This window comes from Microcystis protocystis FBCC-A270, assembly GCF_050500235.1.
In the GTDB taxonomy this organism is placed as follows: domain Bacteria; phylum Cyanobacteriota; class Cyanobacteriia; order Cyanobacteriales; family Microcystaceae; genus Microcystis; species Microcystis ichthyoblabe_A.
This window is the reverse complement of sequence record NZ_CP191407.1, coordinates 2,821,658-2,836,217: the sequence shown is the minus strand read 5'-3', so window position 1 is coordinate 2,836,217 and position 14,560 is coordinate 2,821,658. Positions and strand designations below refer to the sequence as shown.

Below are 14,560 nucleotides of genomic sequence, written 5' to 3'. Positions count from 1 at the left end.
TGGAAGCATTAAGTCTCGGTGACTTCTAAACTGTCCACAATTGTCCGAAAGCTTTCTAATCCAGCTTCGAGGTTTTCCATAATCTCCAAAGCCAACACATCGGGGTCAGGCAGGTTGTCAAGGTCGGTTAAACTTTTATCTTTCAGCCAAAATATATCGAGGCTGGTTTTATCCCTGGCGATAATCTCATTATAGGTGAATTTTCGCCAACGTCCTTCGGGATTCTGTTCTGAATAGGTTTCGCTGCGTTGATGACGATTTTGGGGATGATAACAGGTGATGAAGTCCTGTAAATCGTCGGGTTTTAAGGGGTTTTTCTTGAGGGTAAAGTGAATATTGGTGCGAAAGTCATAAAACCAGATAGCTTTTGTCCAAGGGTCTTTAGCGGCGGGTTTATTATCAAAAAAGATGACGTTGGCTTTCACTCCCTGTTTATAAAATACGCCGGTGGGTAATCTGAGGATAGTATGCAGGTCGGTGGTTGATAATAGTTGTTTGCGGACGGTTTCCCCGGCGCCACCCTCGAAAAGGACGTTATCGGGGACAACCACGGCAGCTTGTCCTGTGCTTTTGAGCATGGAACGAATATGCTGGACGAAGTTGAGTTGTTTATTAGAAGTGGTTGCCCAAAAATCCTGACGATTATAGGTTAAGTCTTCCTGGTCCTGTTCCCCGTCTTCATTAGTGAAAGTTAGGCTGCTTTTTTTGCCGAAAGGGGGATTAGCAAGGACATAATCGACGCTAAGGGGAGAAGGAGCAATCAGAGCATCGGTGGAGGCGATAAAGCATTGCTCATCGTTAATATCGCCGATATTATGCAGAAACATATTCATCAATGCCAGGCGTCTTGTATTGGCGACGATTTCATTACCGTGAAAGGTGCTTTTTTTGAGAAATTCTTTCTGTTCTCGGTCTAAGGGATGATTTTTGACCAAAAAGTTATAGGCTGCCAGAAAAAAGCCGCCGGTTCCACAGGCAGGGTCAGCAATAGTTGCCATGGGTTGGGGACGCAAGCATTCTACCATGGCCCAAATCAAGGGCCGGGGGGTGAAGTATTGGCCGGCACCGCTTTTGGTGTCTTCGGCGTTTTTTTCTAGAAGTCCTTCGTATATGTCGCCTTTGACATCCGTTTCCATCATCACCCAGTTTTCTTCATCTATCATGGTGATGATTTTGAGCAGTTTGGCAGGGTCTTGGATTTTATTTTGAGCTTTGGTGAAGATTTGCCCTAATAAGCCTTTTTTTTGCCCTAATTCGCGTAATATGCCGAGGTAATGAGCTTCGAGGTCGGCCCCTCGTTTGCTCCGCAGACTTTGCCAGTCGTATTCAAAGGGGATGCCGATTTTGGGATTATAGGGCGGTTTGGCGTATTCATCAGCCATTTTCAGGAATAGGAGGTAGGTGAGTTGTTCAAGGTAGTCCCCATAACTGACCCCATCATCCCGCAGGGTGTTACAAAAACTCCAAACTTTTGAGACAATTGAGGCGGTATTCATGACATTGGTTTGTTTATTAGGGTTTTATTGGCGTTTTTTGGCTTTTTCATAAGCAGGGTCATGTTCAGCAAAGCTTAGAATAACCACTCGTTTAGGAGAAGGTTTGTCATGGATGCGATAAACAAGACGGTAGGGGGTTCCATTCCAATCGATTTCTAAGGCACGACATCCTTTGAGTTTTCCTGTTAAGTTATGACTAGGAAATCCTAACGTTTGATAGGGGTCTAAGGCGAGTATTTTTTGATAGTTTTGCCATTTTTGTTGCAGTTTTGGCGGTAATTGCGAGATGTCATTTTGTAATTCTTTGACGCTTTGAACAATATAAGGATTTTTAGCTTTGCTCATTGGCAACCCACTGTTTTAGCTCATCTTCGTCAATTTCTTGGTCTGCTTGGATAAGAGTAATTAATTGACTGGGATTATCTAATTGGGGCAGTCTTTCTATAGCTAAAGCTTCGGCTGACAGGGTTTGAGGATTGTCTTCGAGGATGACAATAACTTCGACTTTTGCCCCTTGGGGAAGTTGGGGGGTGTCGATTTTTATTGTTCCATCGGATTGAACGAAGGTGGTTTGACGAATTGCTTGTGCCATTTCTGTACTATATTTTGTGTGATTTTTTGATTGGCTATGATTAGATTTTGCTACAAGTATCAGATTTTTTGACCACTTTATCACCCCATCAATCCGTACTGTGATTTATGTGATTTTTTGATTGGCTATGATTAGATTTTACTACGAATATCAAAAGTTTTTGAATTGAGCATCCCATCAATCCCTCAATCATAGTCCTCATTTAATCATTCCTAATCATAGTTTTGGTTTTGGTTTCATGACTCGTTTAAATTCTAAGCTTCTTGAGCCAAAGTTAATTAGTAAACCGATGGGAAGTCTATAAATTTCTATATAATTAATGGCTTGTGCGAGGTGAACATCTTCAAGTTTAATGACGGCTTTGATTTCTAACATTATCCTTCCTTCTACGAAAAAATCAACTCGTCTTGTGCCGATATGTGTTCCTTTATAAATGATATTCATTTCGTGTTCTTGACTAAAGGAAATTCCTTGATATGTCATTTCTATGGCTAAGGCGCGCTGATAGATTTTTTCCTGAAAGCCGTTTCCTAGTATGCGGTGTACTTCCATGGCACAACCGATTATTTTACCTGTTAATTCGCTGTCTGGATATTGAGAAGAAACGTAACTCATGCTATTGACTTGATACGATTTTTTGATTGGCTATGATTAGATTTTACTACGGGTCGCATAATTTTTCTAACCACCCGTACTGTGATTTATGTGATTTTTTGATTGGCTATGATTAGATTTTACTACAAGTATCAGATTTTTTGACCACTTTATCACCCCATCAATCCCTCAATCATAGTCCTCATTTAATCATTCCTAATCATAGTACGAGTTTCCCCTCAAAGGCCCGTTTTAAGATGCTTTGGCGCAATGCCTCTGCTTTGTCTAAGTTCTCGGTGAGGGTGGCTTCTAATTGGTCACATACTGATAATCTTGACTCGATTTCTTGCACAATTTGCGTTTGTTCTTGGAGGGAAATATAAGGAAAAGGATAGTTACATAATTTTTCACCATTAATATTGGATTGATTTACCCCATCGGTTTTTACTTTATTACCATGATTCTTGGCTATTGTGCTGTTAAGAAAATAAGTCAAGTATTTAGCATTTACAATAGAGTTAATTTGATTAATTCTAATTAAATATCCAGCAAAAATAGCAGGTACTTTTCCTGAGTATATAGCTGTCTTTCCTACTAATTCAGGACTATTTGTTCGGTTAAATAGAACATCATTCTCCTGAAGAAGGTACTGTCTAATTTCGTCTTCATTACTTGTAAAAACAAGGTCAGACCAATCTATAATTCCGTTTTGGATGTTACCCATTCTAAGAACAGGAATTTTTCCTTCTTTTTGTGATTTTGATGATGTTCCATATTCCGTTCCTATCGTCATGTAACCCAATTTCACCCACATCCAACCATTAGGTAAACTGGGTAAATTGCTTAATTCTTCTTTGGTGAGGGGAGGTAAATCTTTTGGCTGTTGGGGTTTGGTGGGTTTTTTGGTTTCCTTGCCGTTATTTTCCCATTCTTTAAGCGCTTGTTTCCAGTCTTCTAATTGTTGCTGATAATGGCGTTTTCTTTCAGCTTTAATCTGTTCTAATAGGGTATCACCATCCTCTAGACTGTCTTGATGTGTGTTGCGCCATTTTTCGGTTAATTTGCCCTCAAATGCCCATTTTAACACCGCTTGACGGTAGGTTTTTAGTTGTTCTAGCGCTTTTTTCAGGGATGCAACCCCGTTATCTAATTCCGAGAATAATTCTTCAATTTTCTCGACAATTCGATGTTGTTCAGGTAGGGGAGGGAGGGGAACAAGTAAATGAGAAGCATTTTGAACGGTTACTTGAGGCTGTGCAGTTCCAGTAACAAGCTTTGTTTTATCAATGGACTGAAGGCTATAATAGAGATACTTTTTATAAGTATCTCTATTAATTATGTCCAAAACTAGAGAGTTATTAGTAATAAAGCACTTAGGAGGTGAATAATTAATTGTTCCACTGTAAGCACCTCTACAGGATATTAATACCTGTTCAGTTTCATAGTGATAAACATTATAATAGCCGATAATTCCATTAGCTCCAAATACTGGATGTTTTCCATTCTCTAATAAACTTTTAATTGCTAAATTCTTCCCATATTTAATATTGGCGATATCATTTAATGTTACCCACTTCCATCCTTGGGGTAAATCTGAATAATTTGAGTTTGAATCAGTCATAATTAATAAAAATCACTCCTCTTGATGATTAATAATAGTTGTCATTTTTGCAATTAAATCAGGGATATTGTCTTGGGATGTTTGCCAAAGCGTGATTAATCTAACCTCTGAATAGTCATGAATAATTTTATCTCGCATTCCTGCCATTTTCCGCCATTCTATTTGTGGATAGAGACAGGGAAACTCATCAGGAATATTTTTACTCGCTTCCCCAATAATTGCCAAAGCCATCATCACTGATAAAACTCTCTCCTCATTTTGTTCAAATTCCTCAAAAGATAAATTTATGGTTTGTTCTTGGATTATTTTAGCATATTTTAAAATATCCTCTAGATAATTTTTGACAATCCTTTTCATAGATAAACTGTCTCATTGAGAATCTGTTCACGAAGGGCAGCTTTTAAGGATTTTTTATCAATTAAATCCACAGGAAGACCAAGTTTATCACTAATTAAATACTCAACTTCTACTAAATCAAATAAGGTGGGGACTTGGGAAAACTCTACTAAAATATCCACATCACTATCTTTAGTTTGTTCTCCCCTGACATAGGAACCAAAAAGTCCTAATTCAAGGATTTTAAACCTCTCTATTAAAAAGGGCTTATAAAGGATTAAAATTGCTTTGATTTCCTCTAAAGTTTTCGGTTTAACTTCTTCGGGTTTCAGTTCAGAGGAAAGCTGTTCAACGAGGCATTTTTTATCCATCGGCGATAATTGCTTGGCTAATTCCATCACATCTTGTAAGGTCATATTTACTCCTTAATTTGTAGGAAATAATTCCTCAATAACTGACAAATATTCAGTAATTGCGTCTTGAATGTTGCTTAACCCTTCTTTCTCTGTCTCTCCCTGGGACCAACAACCGGGCAACCCCGGACAACAGACGATGCAGCCTTCTTCGGATTGATAGAGAATGATTTTATGTTTCATGATTTAGGAGTCCTTTTGATTTCGTATTTTATGCCACTAAAGCGGTGTTTAATTCCTCGATAATAGCCTCCATCTCATCGCCAAAAAGCTGATGGAGTTTACCGATTCCCCCCATACTATCAAAAGGGGTATAGTCCAAATCCTCTCGCTCTAAGGCAAAAGAACTGATAATATGTTCCTTGATGGCCCGTAGCCATTGCATCTGTTCTTGATTGAATTTTACTGATGCGCCCGCCTGTTTTTGAAAAACCCAAGTTTGAAAAGCTTTATCGATGCGTTTTTCATGGGGGGTTAAAACCTCATCTAAGCCAATAACACGCCGGATTAGGGCAATTAACGCCGTTAACTCACTGGTGGGATTGCTTGGCACCGCTTCTATCTGTTGATAGGCTGCCCATACCCTCACCGGCGCTAGGTTGGGGCGGTCTTTTTTGAGAATATCTAAGACTTCCTTGACCATTTTATAGGTGACGGGACGCTGTTGATAGGGCAGGTTATAGAGGATACGCAGGGCGGTGATTTCGTCCTTATTTGCCTCAATAAAGGCTGTAAAGTCATTTATTAGGGCTTGATTGTCTATCCGTTGCGCTTCACTCCATCCTGAGAATGTCACCCTATCCAGATTCTGAGTATCTATGTACTGTTCGTGTACTTTCCGCACATTCTCAAGGTAATGACTCAATTCCCCAGTCAAATAGCCAGCAGCTGCACGAGTAAGGGCTTTTTCCGCCGCTTTTAACTGTTCTGGGGTCGGATTTGTGGTTTGATAGGTTTCTTTGGCCCTATCCTCAATATTATCGGGGTCTGTGGCATTAAGCAGGGCTTTGGCCATATCTCCCAAAGTTGCCCCTCCGGTGATTTCTTTTATCTTTTCAGCTTCTTTTGGCGTGATTTGTCGTTCTAATCGCGCAAAACGACAGGCTAGGGAGATATAGGCATCGCTATCGTCTGTTCCCATCATAATGCCCATCATCAGGTCTTTTAAGGGGACACTGGATTTTCTTTCCAGAGGCCGGCTATCGGTTTTGGCTGATTGTTCCACACCGACAGCATCGATGATAATAAAGTGAGTTTTGGCAGAAAGGGCCGATTGAGAGACTTTTTTGAGACCATCATGGTCAAGGGTGCGTGTACCTCGTCCTTTCATCTGTTCGTAGTAGTTTCGAGATTTGACATCCCGCATAAAAATTAAACACTCAAGGGGTTTAACATCGGTTCCCGTGGCAATCATATCGACTGTGACGGTGATACGGGGATTAAAATAATTTCTGAACTGAGAAAGCACAGATTTCGGGTCTTCTGGCGATTTATAGGTAACTTTTTTGCAAAAATCGTTCCCTTCGCTAAATTCTTCCCGGACTATCTGAATAATATCGTCAGCATGGCTGTCATCCTTGGCAAAAATCAGGGTTTTCGGGACTTCTTGGCGATGGGGAAATAATTCTGGCAGTTTATCGCGAAAGGTGCGGATAATTTGGCGTATTTGGCTGGGATTGACCACATCTCGGTCAAGTTGCTTGCCGGTATAGACAATATCCTCGTCCGGTTGTACCCAGCGTTTTTCACGGGTTAATTTTTCCCTTTTTTCGATGTATTCCCTGAGAATACGCCCGCCATTCTTGGTTATCTCCGTTTCAATAATATAGACTTGATAATCTACGTTTACGCCGTCCATTACCGCTTGTTTGTAGCTGTATTCACTAACCACATTTTCATGGAAAAAGGCAAATGTCCGCACGTCGGGAGTGGCGGTTAAACCAATCAGAAAAGCGTCGAAATATAATAAAACCTGTTGCCAAACGTTGTAAATCGAGCGATGACACTCATCGATGACGATAAAATCGAAGAATTCAAGAGGAACTTTCGGATTATAGACCACGGAGACGGGTTGTTTCCCTTGTACTAATTCATTTGGGTTGGTTTGTTCGGCAGCCTCATCGAGACTTTCGCCTTTAAGGATAGAATACAGTCTTTGAATGGTTGAGATGCAGACCTGAGCATCTTTGGCCAGATAACTGGAGGATAATCGCTGAACGTTGTAAAGTTCGGTAAATTTTCGGTTATCATCATTAGGAACAAAATTCATAAACTCCCCTTCAGCTTGTTCTCCTAAGTTTTTGGTATCGACTAGAAATAACACCCGTTTGGCATCGGCAAACTTTAGGAGGCGATAAATAGCGGTAATAGCGGTGAAGGTTTTGCCGCTTCCCGTGGCCATCTGCAGCAAGGCCCGGGGAAAATTTCGCTTAAAGGAGGCTTCTAAGTTGGTAATAGCTTTAATTTGACATTCTCTCAGTCCATTCGGGTCAAGGGGGGGAATATCTTGCAGTTTATCCCGCAAGCTTTTGGGTTTATCTTGCCATTCTTGCAGGGTTTCCGGTCGGTGAAAGGAAAAAACAAGACGGGAACGAGGTTTCGGGTCGCGGCGATTGGTAAAGCGCGTCAGCTTGCCTGTGCTTTCGTAAATAAAGTTAAGGGGCCGGTTATTGATATATTTCAGCCTACTATTAGCGTATTTGTTTGATTGTTCCTCCGCCACCGTTAAACAGAAGCCTTTTTCCTCTCGTTTGGCCTCAATAATACCGACGGGTTCTCTATCCACAAACAGGACATAATCAGCGAATCCAGTATCGGTTCGATATTCCCTGATAGCCACCCCTAAACTGGTATTGAAGTGGATTTCTTTTTTATCTTGGACAGACCATCCCGCTTGACGCAATTTTTCGTCAATCAGTTCACGCGATTGGTTTTCTGGGGTTTGATTGCTGGAAGGCATGGTTAGCAAATTTGGCGCGATAAGCTGACTAATTTAACGGCAAATGTCAATATTTATCTTTATCTAAGCAGATTTTAGAAAGTTTTTTTCTATCTTAATGTTAATTATCAGTGGTCGGAGATAAGATATTAAGAAATGTCAATTATCGCTATTCTTACTGACCCTCAATAAATTAAAATCAGATCATAAATGCGATCGCTTGCTCAATTCTCGATGATTAATCTAGAGGCTAAAATCAGCAACTGAGACAATTAACCTTTTTCCAGCTACCGAGTTTAGGTGGTAAGCTGTTGACTATCTAAATTACTCGTTAAGACTGTCTATGAGCAGGGAGAGGCAGTTAGAGCATTTGTACTAAATTTTCAATACGCAGTTTAAATTCAGTGCAGCTTAGTCCGCTAAACGGTAGTGAACTTGACAATGTAGTTGATATTGTTACCGAACAGGGACGAAAAGATAGAATCAGAGAGCGCATACTTAAGGCCGGCTAAATAAATCTAAAAACCTTGTTGGGTAAGAATTTTAGACTTTTTGTCAATCAAAAAATACCAGAGCTGGGAGTGAGCAGGGGGAAAATTCAGGTACTTTTTCCCTGAAAATTAGGATTGACCCTAAATAGCTGGGCAAAAAATTGAGAAAAACAGCAAAAAAGCGCAGTTACCCCCTTGACAAATAGCCAAAACTAGGCATTAGTTAAATTTAATGATTTTTTAATAAAAACCGCCTTCTATCACCAGAAAAAGCTATCGGTAGATTTTTATCCGAGTAATGTAATCATCTTTACAACTATCGGGGATCAAAGGATGTTAGGGTGAAGGAGCGATGACAAATCCACTTTAAGATCACCTCAATTGCTATGGCACAGATTCTCGATCCCCTCCCCAACGGCAAGAAAAATAGTATTCTTTGTTGCTATGTCAATGCGACCAATCATATTCAAATTGTTCGCATCACCAATATTGCTAACTGGTATTTTGAAAGGGTGGTTTTCCCCGGGCAGCGTTTAGTATTTGAGACCCTAGCGGATGCTTTCTTAGAGATTCATACCGGGATGATGGCCAGTGCCATCCTTTCCGATAATATCCCCTGTGAACGCCTTTATATCAGCGATGGGGATGACGATGACTCCGACGGTCAACTAGAGGGGGAAATATTCTACCCCCATTCCCTAGGGGAAAGTCAAGGGGCGAAAATTGACAATACCGTACCCTTCGGTTTAACTTTAGCTTCCGCCTAGCTAATAACCTAATCTGATAATTCCCCTCGCACGAGAATCACAGTGCAATTAACCGCACGGGCAATCGTCGAGGGGATATTGCCATTTAATAACTGATTGAGCAAACTTTCCCTAGATGCACCCAAAAGCACCAAAGAACAGTCTTCCGATTCCACCAGATTAATTATTGCCTCAGCTGGAGAGGCCGAAGGAATCGGTAAAGGCACAATCGGCTGTGCGATCGCTTTCTGTAAAGATGCTTGTAAAACTTCCAAAATAGACAGATCTGGCAGTAACTCCGTCGGAGAATAGATTTTACATAACCAAAGTTTGGGATAATCCGAAGACTCGGACAAGGACAGCAAACTAGGCAATAATGCTAAGGCGCGTTCGGCATTGGGACCGCCGGCGGTGGGAATCAGCCAAATCCTTTCCCGGTTAGGATCATTGGGAAAACAATCCTTTGTACCCAATTTTACCAAAATGGTTTCACAGGGAGCTTGGGCGATCAAAGTATCGACTAAAAACCCAAAAATCGCCCCAGTGGTGGATCTTTCCCCCGTCCAACCCATAATTAATAAATTGCTGTGTCGTTCGCGAATCGTGGCTAAAATCCCGTCGGCGATATCCTGAGCCACCGAAATTTGTGTATGAACAGAGATATTCTGCTGTCGCGCTAATCTTTCCAGACGATGAAGTAATTTGCGTCCTTCCCGCGTATCTACCCGGACTTCCGCCGGAGAACTAAGACGAGGTACAGTAATCACATAGAGACAATCTATCTCATAATTGCGTTCACGGGCGACAGCAGCGGCAATTTTAAACAAAGCGGTAGCGGTGTCGGGATTGGCAATAGGTAACAAAATCCGGCCTATTCCCACAGCCGGAGAACGAGTTTGATAAACCACATAGGAAGGGGTAGTGGGTTGAGGCAGTTGACAAACCCCCCCCAATTGATCGGCTTCCACCCGGATAATATCGGTGCGGGTGATGATCCCCACCAGTTTTTGACCATCGGTAACGGGTAAACGGGAAAGCTGATAGCGATTTAACAGAAATAAAACATCGCTTAAAGCTGCTTGGGGAGCTACAGTAATCGGATTGGGAGTCATGATCTCCCGCAGGACAGTTTGACTGTTTTTTGATCGCCATTTATCCAGATCACTTTGGGTAAAAATCCCCAATAGTCGCCCCTGTTCCACCACGGGAAAACCGCGATGATGGGAACGGGACATAATTTTCACCACTTCCCCTAGGGGTAAATCCGCCGGCAGAATTTCCACCTGCGATTGCATCACATCTATAGCCGACAGATGGGCCAACACATCATTAGCAGGGGTTTCCTCGTTGAGAATAATACCACTAGCGGAAAGTAAATGCTGATAGAGAGAACCGGGTAGAATGCTTTCGGCAGTGATATAAGAAACGGCACAGGTCAACATCAGGGGCAGCACAACATTAAAATTGTGATGCAGTTCAAAGACAATCACGATCGCCGTTACCGGAACCCTGACTACTCCCGTAAAAAAGGCCCCCATACCGGCTAAAGCATAACTAGGTTCGCTGCCGAAACCCATAATTTTCGTCTCGATTCCCCCCACCAGAAACCCCAAACAGGAGCCCAACACCAAAGCAGGGGCGAGCAGTCCTCCCGGTGCGCCGGAACTATAGGAAATCATCGTCAGGAAAAAATAGACCACAAAAGCGAGGGCGGTATTCTGCCAACTTAATTCCCCTGCCAGCAAAAATTCGCGTAAACCGGTATTATCTCGAAAAAAGTCGGGTAAAAAAGCCACTACCGTTCCCGATAAGCAACTGACCAGACCGATGCGCCAAGCTAAAGATAACCGCCAACGCCGCTGCATCTGGCTACAAAAAAGGATGCCTTGATTGAATAAAGCCCCCAATAAGCCCGCTAAAACCCCCAAAAGGCAATAAATGGGTATTTCTTGGGCAGAGAAGCTAATATTGGCATATTCAGTGATGATCGAGGGGGTATTCTGCAGCATCATCGAAACCACGGCCCCGGTAAAGGAAGCCACGATCGCCGTTTCTAGGGTCATACTGGAAACATCGCGCATTAATTCCTCGATCACAAACAGGACCCCGGCGATGGGAGTAGTAAAACCGGCCGCTAACCCGGCGGCTGCCCCGGCTGCGATCATCTGACGACGGTGATCGGGACTGGTGGGCAGCCAGACGCTTAATTGGGCCGCCAGGGCTGCCCCGATGTGTACCGTGGGGGCCCGACGACCAAGGGTTAAACCACCGCCAAGGATCAGGATCGCCCCGATCATTTTTACGACGGCGACGCGCCAAGACAGGGGCAAAGGGTATTTAGCTAGGGCTGCTTTTACTTGGGGAATACCCCCCCCGGCGGCTGCGGGGGAGAAGTGTTCCACAATCCAGCCGGCGCTATAACCAAGCAGAAAACCGCCGAGGGGCAAAACTAGGAAAGGAGAGGAATTGGCTACTAGATGCACCCGCCAACCACCTAACCAACCGATGCCCAATTTCAGGATAATAGCGGCAAGGGCGGAGAGAATTCCGATTAAACAGGCGACCAGTAAAGCATAACGACTATCGGTGGCGCTACGTCCGAAGTGTTGGGATTTAAACCACTGACGGAGGTTTTGGTAACGGGCAAAAAGTCCCATAATTATCAGGGAGAATCAAGGCAATGGCAGGGCGAGGATTTATTTCGGGTTGGCTGAATAAATCTAAAAACCTTGTGGGATAAGACTTTTAGACCTTTTTGAAATCCAAAAGTGCCGAGACCGGGAGTACTCAGGGGGAAAATTCCAGGACTTTTCCCCTGAAAATTAGGTAATTGACTACCTGAAAATCGGTAAAACCCTACACCCTACACCCTACACCCTACACCCTGCTCCCACCAACAAACTTTTTCAGCAAACCCTAATTATGTTAATTTGGCTCAAGTGCCGAAGCTCGTATCATATTTTTTAGCTAATGTCAATAAAGTTATGAAACGATTCCTGTTATTATTTTGTGTTCTCGTCAGTTTTTTGCTATTTATCAGCCTTAAAATCGATTTTTCCTTGTCCGCACTAGCTCTAACTCGACAACAGCTAGAAGGACCGGGGCAGCTGTTGTATCAATCCCGTCATAGTTTGCGCGATGATGTCGGTAGTCCTTGGCAGGTGGTGTTATTCAAACGAGTTAAAGATGGGGAAACGGTAGAAATTAGTTTGCGCTTGGTGGGATTTCCAGAGGGGATTGAGTTTCTTCACCCGGAAAGATTAACGATAACCACTGCTAAAGGTCAAATTTTAGCGGCTGAGGATGCTTTTGCCCAAGAATCACCCGCAGCTAACGTTGGTCAATACAAGATGCAGGATATCTTAACGCAGCTACCCGTTACCGAAGCGATCGAGCTTTCCCTACCCCTAGACAATCCCCGCGCTCTCACTATCCCGACTCCTGTACTTTTGGAATGGCAAAGTCTGCTTTTTTCCGTAAATGGAGGAAATCCCAATCACTGAGCTACAATAAAATCACTACCATCAGGATTTACTCTCAGAAAATTTCAATTATCTGACTACAGTTCTAAAGCTTCGTAGATGTATAATTTATTCAAAAAACCGACGCTGCTGAATTGATAACTAGGTAAAGGGGGAGGGAACGATAATTCTGTTTGATAAACGCTGAAAATGAGAAAATTCTTTCTAGTGGTGTTAGTGGCGATCGCTTCTTGTAAAAAAGGATGACCCGTATCCACCAACATTTTACAGTAACCGCGTAAGAGAGCTTGCACTTCGGGGGAAGCTTGCGCCCGAGCGCAGACATTATCCTTAAGATAGCTAGTTAACCTCTGGGAAGCGTATTGTTCGTAATCTTGACGATTAGGGTTAGTTGTCAGCAATATACCCGCAATTACCCCTAAAACCACTCCTAACACCATTCCCCCTAACCGCGCCAATTTCATAAGCTCTCAAATCATCACTCACTTACCCTAACCATAGCCTGAATTAGGATAAAAAACCTCTTGTCAACCATTCGTCTTGTGTTATACTTGGAAAAGTGTACGGCGAGCGTAGCCAAGTGGTTAAGGCAGTGGATTGTGGTTCCACCACTCGGGGGTTCGAGTCCCCTCGTTCGCCCTCTTTTCAAAGATCGCTAATTGTTCTTTTCCTATATCTTCCCTATCGACAAAGGATTTCTCGGCTAGTGAGAGAGAGTCTATCTTTCTCTAGAAAAGTCGCATTTCATCCATTGCTTAAAAAGACAATGGCTTTCATGCTCCCGTGTTATTTCGGTAAAATAAAAGTCCATCTTCCTCAGCACAATGACGAGAAAAGAACGGCCCCACTCGTGGTTCTCAAGAAAACCCTTGACCTGGCAACAATCGCGGGCCATGTGGCGCGATTTATGGTTAGAAGCGTCCCTCGATTTTCCCTATCTAGCTTTGATTGTTAGTTCTTGTGCGATCGCTACCTTTGGCTTAGTTGCCAATAGTGCAGCCGTGATTATTGGAGCGATGATTATTGCCCCTTTGATGTTGCCGATTCGTAGTCTGGCTTTTGGTGGTTTAATTGGTAGTTGGCGATTAATTCGTAAGTCAGCCCTGGCGATTTTAGTTGGTACGATTATCGCTTTAGCGATAGCTTGGTTGCTAGGATTATTAATCGGAATTTCTGAATTTGGTAGTGAAATTCAAGCCCGTTCTCAACCGAATCTTTTAGATTTAGGAGTGGCAATTACGGCAGGGGCAATCAGTGGTTATGCCAAAATAGAACCGAAAATTTCAGGTACTTTAGCGGGAACAGCAATCGCCGTGGCTTTAATGCCACCAGTTTGCACGATTGGTTTAGGATTATCCCAAGGCAATTGGATCCTAAGTTTGGGGGCGACTCTGTTATATATTACCAATTTATTAGGCATTGCTCTCGCCTGTTTGTTGGTCTTTTTGCTGGCAGGTTATTCTAGTTTTCATCGGGCGCGTAACGCTCTAATTTTGACTTCTATCCTGACAGCGGTTTTGCTAATTCCCTTAGGAATAAGTTTTGCAACTCTGGCTAATCAAGCTCGCTTAGAAAGGCTGATCAAAAAAGCTTTATTACAACGAACGATTACTTTTCAACGGGCAGAATTATTGGAATCTTCGATTAATTGGCTCAAGCAGCCTCCCCGGGTGAGATTAGTCGTAAGAACTGCGGAAAGTATTACCCCCAGACAGGTAGAATTGTTGGAAGAATTTATTACTAAGGAAATGGGGCGACCTTTTCAATTAAATGTCTTGGTTTCTAAGGTTAATGAAGTCACTTCCCCGGAATAGCGTCGAGAAAATTGGCTGAAGTAATGACAAACAAGGA

The 14,560-nt window shown here is 42.7% G+C and carries 14 protein-coding genes and 1 tRNA gene; 4 read left to right on the top strand and 11 right to left on the bottom strand.

Annotation, left to right across the window (positions count from 1 at the left end; translation table 11 throughout):
- Window positions 1–8: 8 nt before the first annotated feature.
- From ACQY1X_RS13650 to ACQY1X_RS13610, 9 genes are all read right to left on the bottom strand, one after another.
- On the bottom strand, window positions 9–1,496 hold the full coding sequence (locus tag ACQY1X_RS13650; RefSeq protein WP_430012946.1) for an N-6 DNA methylase: 1,488 nt from the start codon (window positions 1,494–1,496) through the stop codon (window positions 9–11).
- Window positions 1,497–1,520: 24 nt separating this feature from the next.
- Window positions 1,521–1,841, bottom strand: a complete 321-nt coding sequence (locus ACQY1X_RS13645) for a type II toxin-antitoxin system RelE family toxin (protein ID WP_002733533.1) — start codon at window positions 1,839–1,841, stop codon at window positions 1,521–1,523.
- The gene (locus ACQY1X_RS13640) at window positions 1,828–2,088 is read right to left on the bottom strand and encodes a hypothetical protein (RefSeq protein WP_002775395.1); all 261 of its coding nucleotides are present in this window, start codon (window positions 2,086–2,088) and stop codon (window positions 1,828–1,830) included. Before ACQY1X_RS13640 ends, ACQY1X_RS13645 begins: the two co-directional genes overlap by 14 nt.
- Window positions 2,089–2,304: 216 nt before the next feature.
- The gene (locus ACQY1X_RS13635) at window positions 2,305–2,703 is read right to left on the bottom strand and encodes a GxxExxY protein (RefSeq protein ID WP_430012945.1); all 399 of its coding nucleotides are present in this window, start codon (window positions 2,701–2,703) and stop codon (window positions 2,305–2,307) included.
- A 199-nt stretch (window positions 2,704–2,902) separates the two neighbouring features.
- Window positions 2,903–4,303, bottom strand: coding sequence for a restriction endonuclease subunit S (locus tag ACQY1X_RS13630; RefSeq protein WP_430012944.1), 1,401 nt, complete (start codon window positions 4,301–4,303; stop codon window positions 2,903–2,905).
- A 12-nt stretch (window positions 4,304–4,315) separates the two neighbouring features.
- Window positions 4,316–4,660: a HepT-like ribonuclease domain-containing protein gene (locus tag ACQY1X_RS13625; RefSeq protein WP_316576919.1), complete on the bottom strand. Its 345-nt coding sequence runs from the start codon at window positions 4,658–4,660 to the stop codon at window positions 4,316–4,318.
- Window positions 4,657–5,055 (bottom strand): nucleotidyltransferase family protein, encoded by a 399-nt coding sequence (locus ACQY1X_RS13620; RefSeq protein WP_430012943.1) that lies wholly within the window; start codon window positions 5,053–5,055, stop codon window positions 4,657–4,659. Before ACQY1X_RS13620 ends, ACQY1X_RS13625 begins: the two co-directional genes overlap by 4 nt.
- A 9-nt stretch (window positions 5,056–5,064) precedes the next feature.
- Window positions 5,065–5,235 carry a type II toxin-antitoxin system HicB family antitoxin gene (locus ACQY1X_RS13615; protein WP_430012942.1) on the bottom strand — a complete coding sequence of 57 codons (171 nt, stop codon included), beginning with the start codon at window positions 5,233–5,235 and terminating at the stop codon, window positions 5,065–5,067.
- Window positions 5,236–5,263: 28 nt separating this feature from the next.
- Window positions 5,264–8,011: a type I restriction-modification enzyme R subunit C-terminal domain-containing protein gene (locus ACQY1X_RS13610; RefSeq protein ID WP_430012941.1), complete on the bottom strand. Its 2,748-nt coding sequence runs from the start codon at window positions 8,009–8,011 to the stop codon at window positions 5,264–5,266.
- 856 nt (window positions 8,012–8,867) lie between these two features.
- Between ACQY1X_RS13610 and ACQY1X_RS13605 the strand changes: the two genes are divergently transcribed.
- Window positions 8,868–9,248, top strand: a complete 381-nt coding sequence (locus ACQY1X_RS13605; protein WP_002733612.1) for a DUF1830 domain-containing protein — start codon at window positions 8,868–8,870, stop codon at window positions 9,246–9,248.
- An 8-nt stretch (window positions 9,249–9,256) separates the two neighbouring features.
- On the opposite strand, the gene ACQY1X_RS13600 is transcribed toward ACQY1X_RS13605, so the two are convergent.
- On the bottom strand, window positions 9,257–11,884 hold the full coding sequence (locus ACQY1X_RS13600; protein ID WP_430012940.1) for a chloride channel protein: 2,628 nt from the start codon (window positions 11,882–11,884) through the stop codon (window positions 9,257–9,259).
- A 327-nt stretch (window positions 11,885–12,211) separates the two neighbouring features.
- Here ACQY1X_RS13600 and ACQY1X_RS13595 point away from each other — a divergent pair, with 327 nt between their 5' ends.
- Window positions 12,212–12,730 (top strand): DUF3122 domain-containing protein, encoded by a 519-nt coding sequence (locus ACQY1X_RS13595; RefSeq protein ID WP_043998323.1) that lies wholly within the window; start codon window positions 12,212–12,214, stop codon window positions 12,728–12,730.
- Between the two features lie 56 nt (window positions 12,731–12,786).
- On the opposite strand, the gene ACQY1X_RS13590 is transcribed toward ACQY1X_RS13595, so the two are convergent.
- Window positions 12,787–13,173 carry a DUF4359 domain-containing protein gene (locus ACQY1X_RS13590; protein ID WP_002793455.1) on the bottom strand — a complete coding sequence of 129 codons (387 nt, stop codon included), beginning with the start codon at window positions 13,171–13,173 and terminating at the stop codon, window positions 12,787–12,789.
- Between the two features lie 102 nt (window positions 13,174–13,275).
- On the opposite strand from ACQY1X_RS13590, the gene ACQY1X_RS13585 reads away from it, so the two are divergent.
- Window positions 13,276–13,348: transfer RNA gene (locus ACQY1X_RS13585), tRNA-His, on the top strand.
- Window positions 13,349–13,533: 185 nt separating this feature from the next.
- Window positions 13,534–14,523 (top strand): DUF389 domain-containing protein, encoded by a 990-nt coding sequence (locus tag ACQY1X_RS13580; RefSeq protein WP_002775376.1) that lies wholly within the window; start codon window positions 13,534–13,536, stop codon window positions 14,521–14,523.
- The last annotated feature ends 37 nt before the right edge of the window (window positions 14,524–14,560 follow it).

Bases quoted from the DNA above. Each gene is read 5' to 3' on its own strand.
- ACQY1X_RS13620 (WP_430012943.1), bottom strand. From the start codon at position 5,055: ATGACCTTACAAGATGTGATGGAATTAGCCAAGCAATTATCGCCGATG.
- ACQY1X_RS13625 (WP_316576919.1), bottom strand. From the start codon at position 4,660: ATGAAAAGGATTGTCAAAAATTATCTAGAGGATATTTTAAAATATGCT.
- ACQY1X_RS13600 (WP_430012940.1), bottom strand. From the start codon at position 11,884: ATGGGACTTTTTGCCCGTTACCAAAACCTCCGTCAGTGGTTTAAATCC.
- ACQY1X_RS13595 (WP_043998323.1), top strand. From the start codon at position 12,212: ATGAAACGATTCCTGTTATTATTTTGTGTTCTCGTCAGTTTTTTGCTA.
- ACQY1X_RS13605 (WP_002733612.1), top strand. From the start codon at position 8,868: ATGGCACAGATTCTCGATCCCCTCCCCAACGGCAAGAAAAATAGTATT.
- ACQY1X_RS13590 (WP_002793455.1), bottom strand. From the start codon at position 13,173: ATGAAATTGGCGCGGTTAGGGGGAATGGTGTTAGGAGTGGTTTTAGGG.
- ACQY1X_RS13640 (WP_002775395.1), bottom strand. From the start codon at position 2,088: ATGGCACAAGCAATTCGTCAAACCACCTTCGTTCAATCCGATGGAACA.
- ACQY1X_RS13615 (WP_430012942.1), bottom strand. From the start codon at position 5,235: ATGAAACATAAAATCATTCTCTATCAATCCGAAGAAGGCTGCATCGTC.
- ACQY1X_RS13610 (WP_430012941.1), bottom strand. From the start codon at position 8,011: ATGCCTTCCAGCAATCAAACCCCAGAAAACCAATCGCGTGAACTGATT.
- ACQY1X_RS13630 (WP_430012944.1), bottom strand. From the start codon at position 4,303: ATGACTGATTCAAACTCAAATTATTCAGATTTACCCCAAGGATGGAAG.
- ACQY1X_RS13650 (WP_430012946.1), bottom strand. From the start codon at position 1,496: ATGAATACCGCCTCAATTGTCTCAAAAGTTTGGAGTTTTTGTAACACC.
- ACQY1X_RS13645 (WP_002733533.1), bottom strand. From the start codon at position 1,841: ATGAGCAAAGCTAAAAATCCTTATATTGTTCAAAGCGTCAAAGAATTA.
- ACQY1X_RS13580 (WP_002775376.1), top strand. From the start codon at position 13,534: ATGACGAGAAAAGAACGGCCCCACTCGTGGTTCTCAAGAAAACCCTTG.
- ACQY1X_RS13635 (WP_430012945.1), bottom strand. From the start codon at position 2,703: ATGAGTTACGTTTCTTCTCAATATCCAGACAGCGAATTAACAGGTAAA.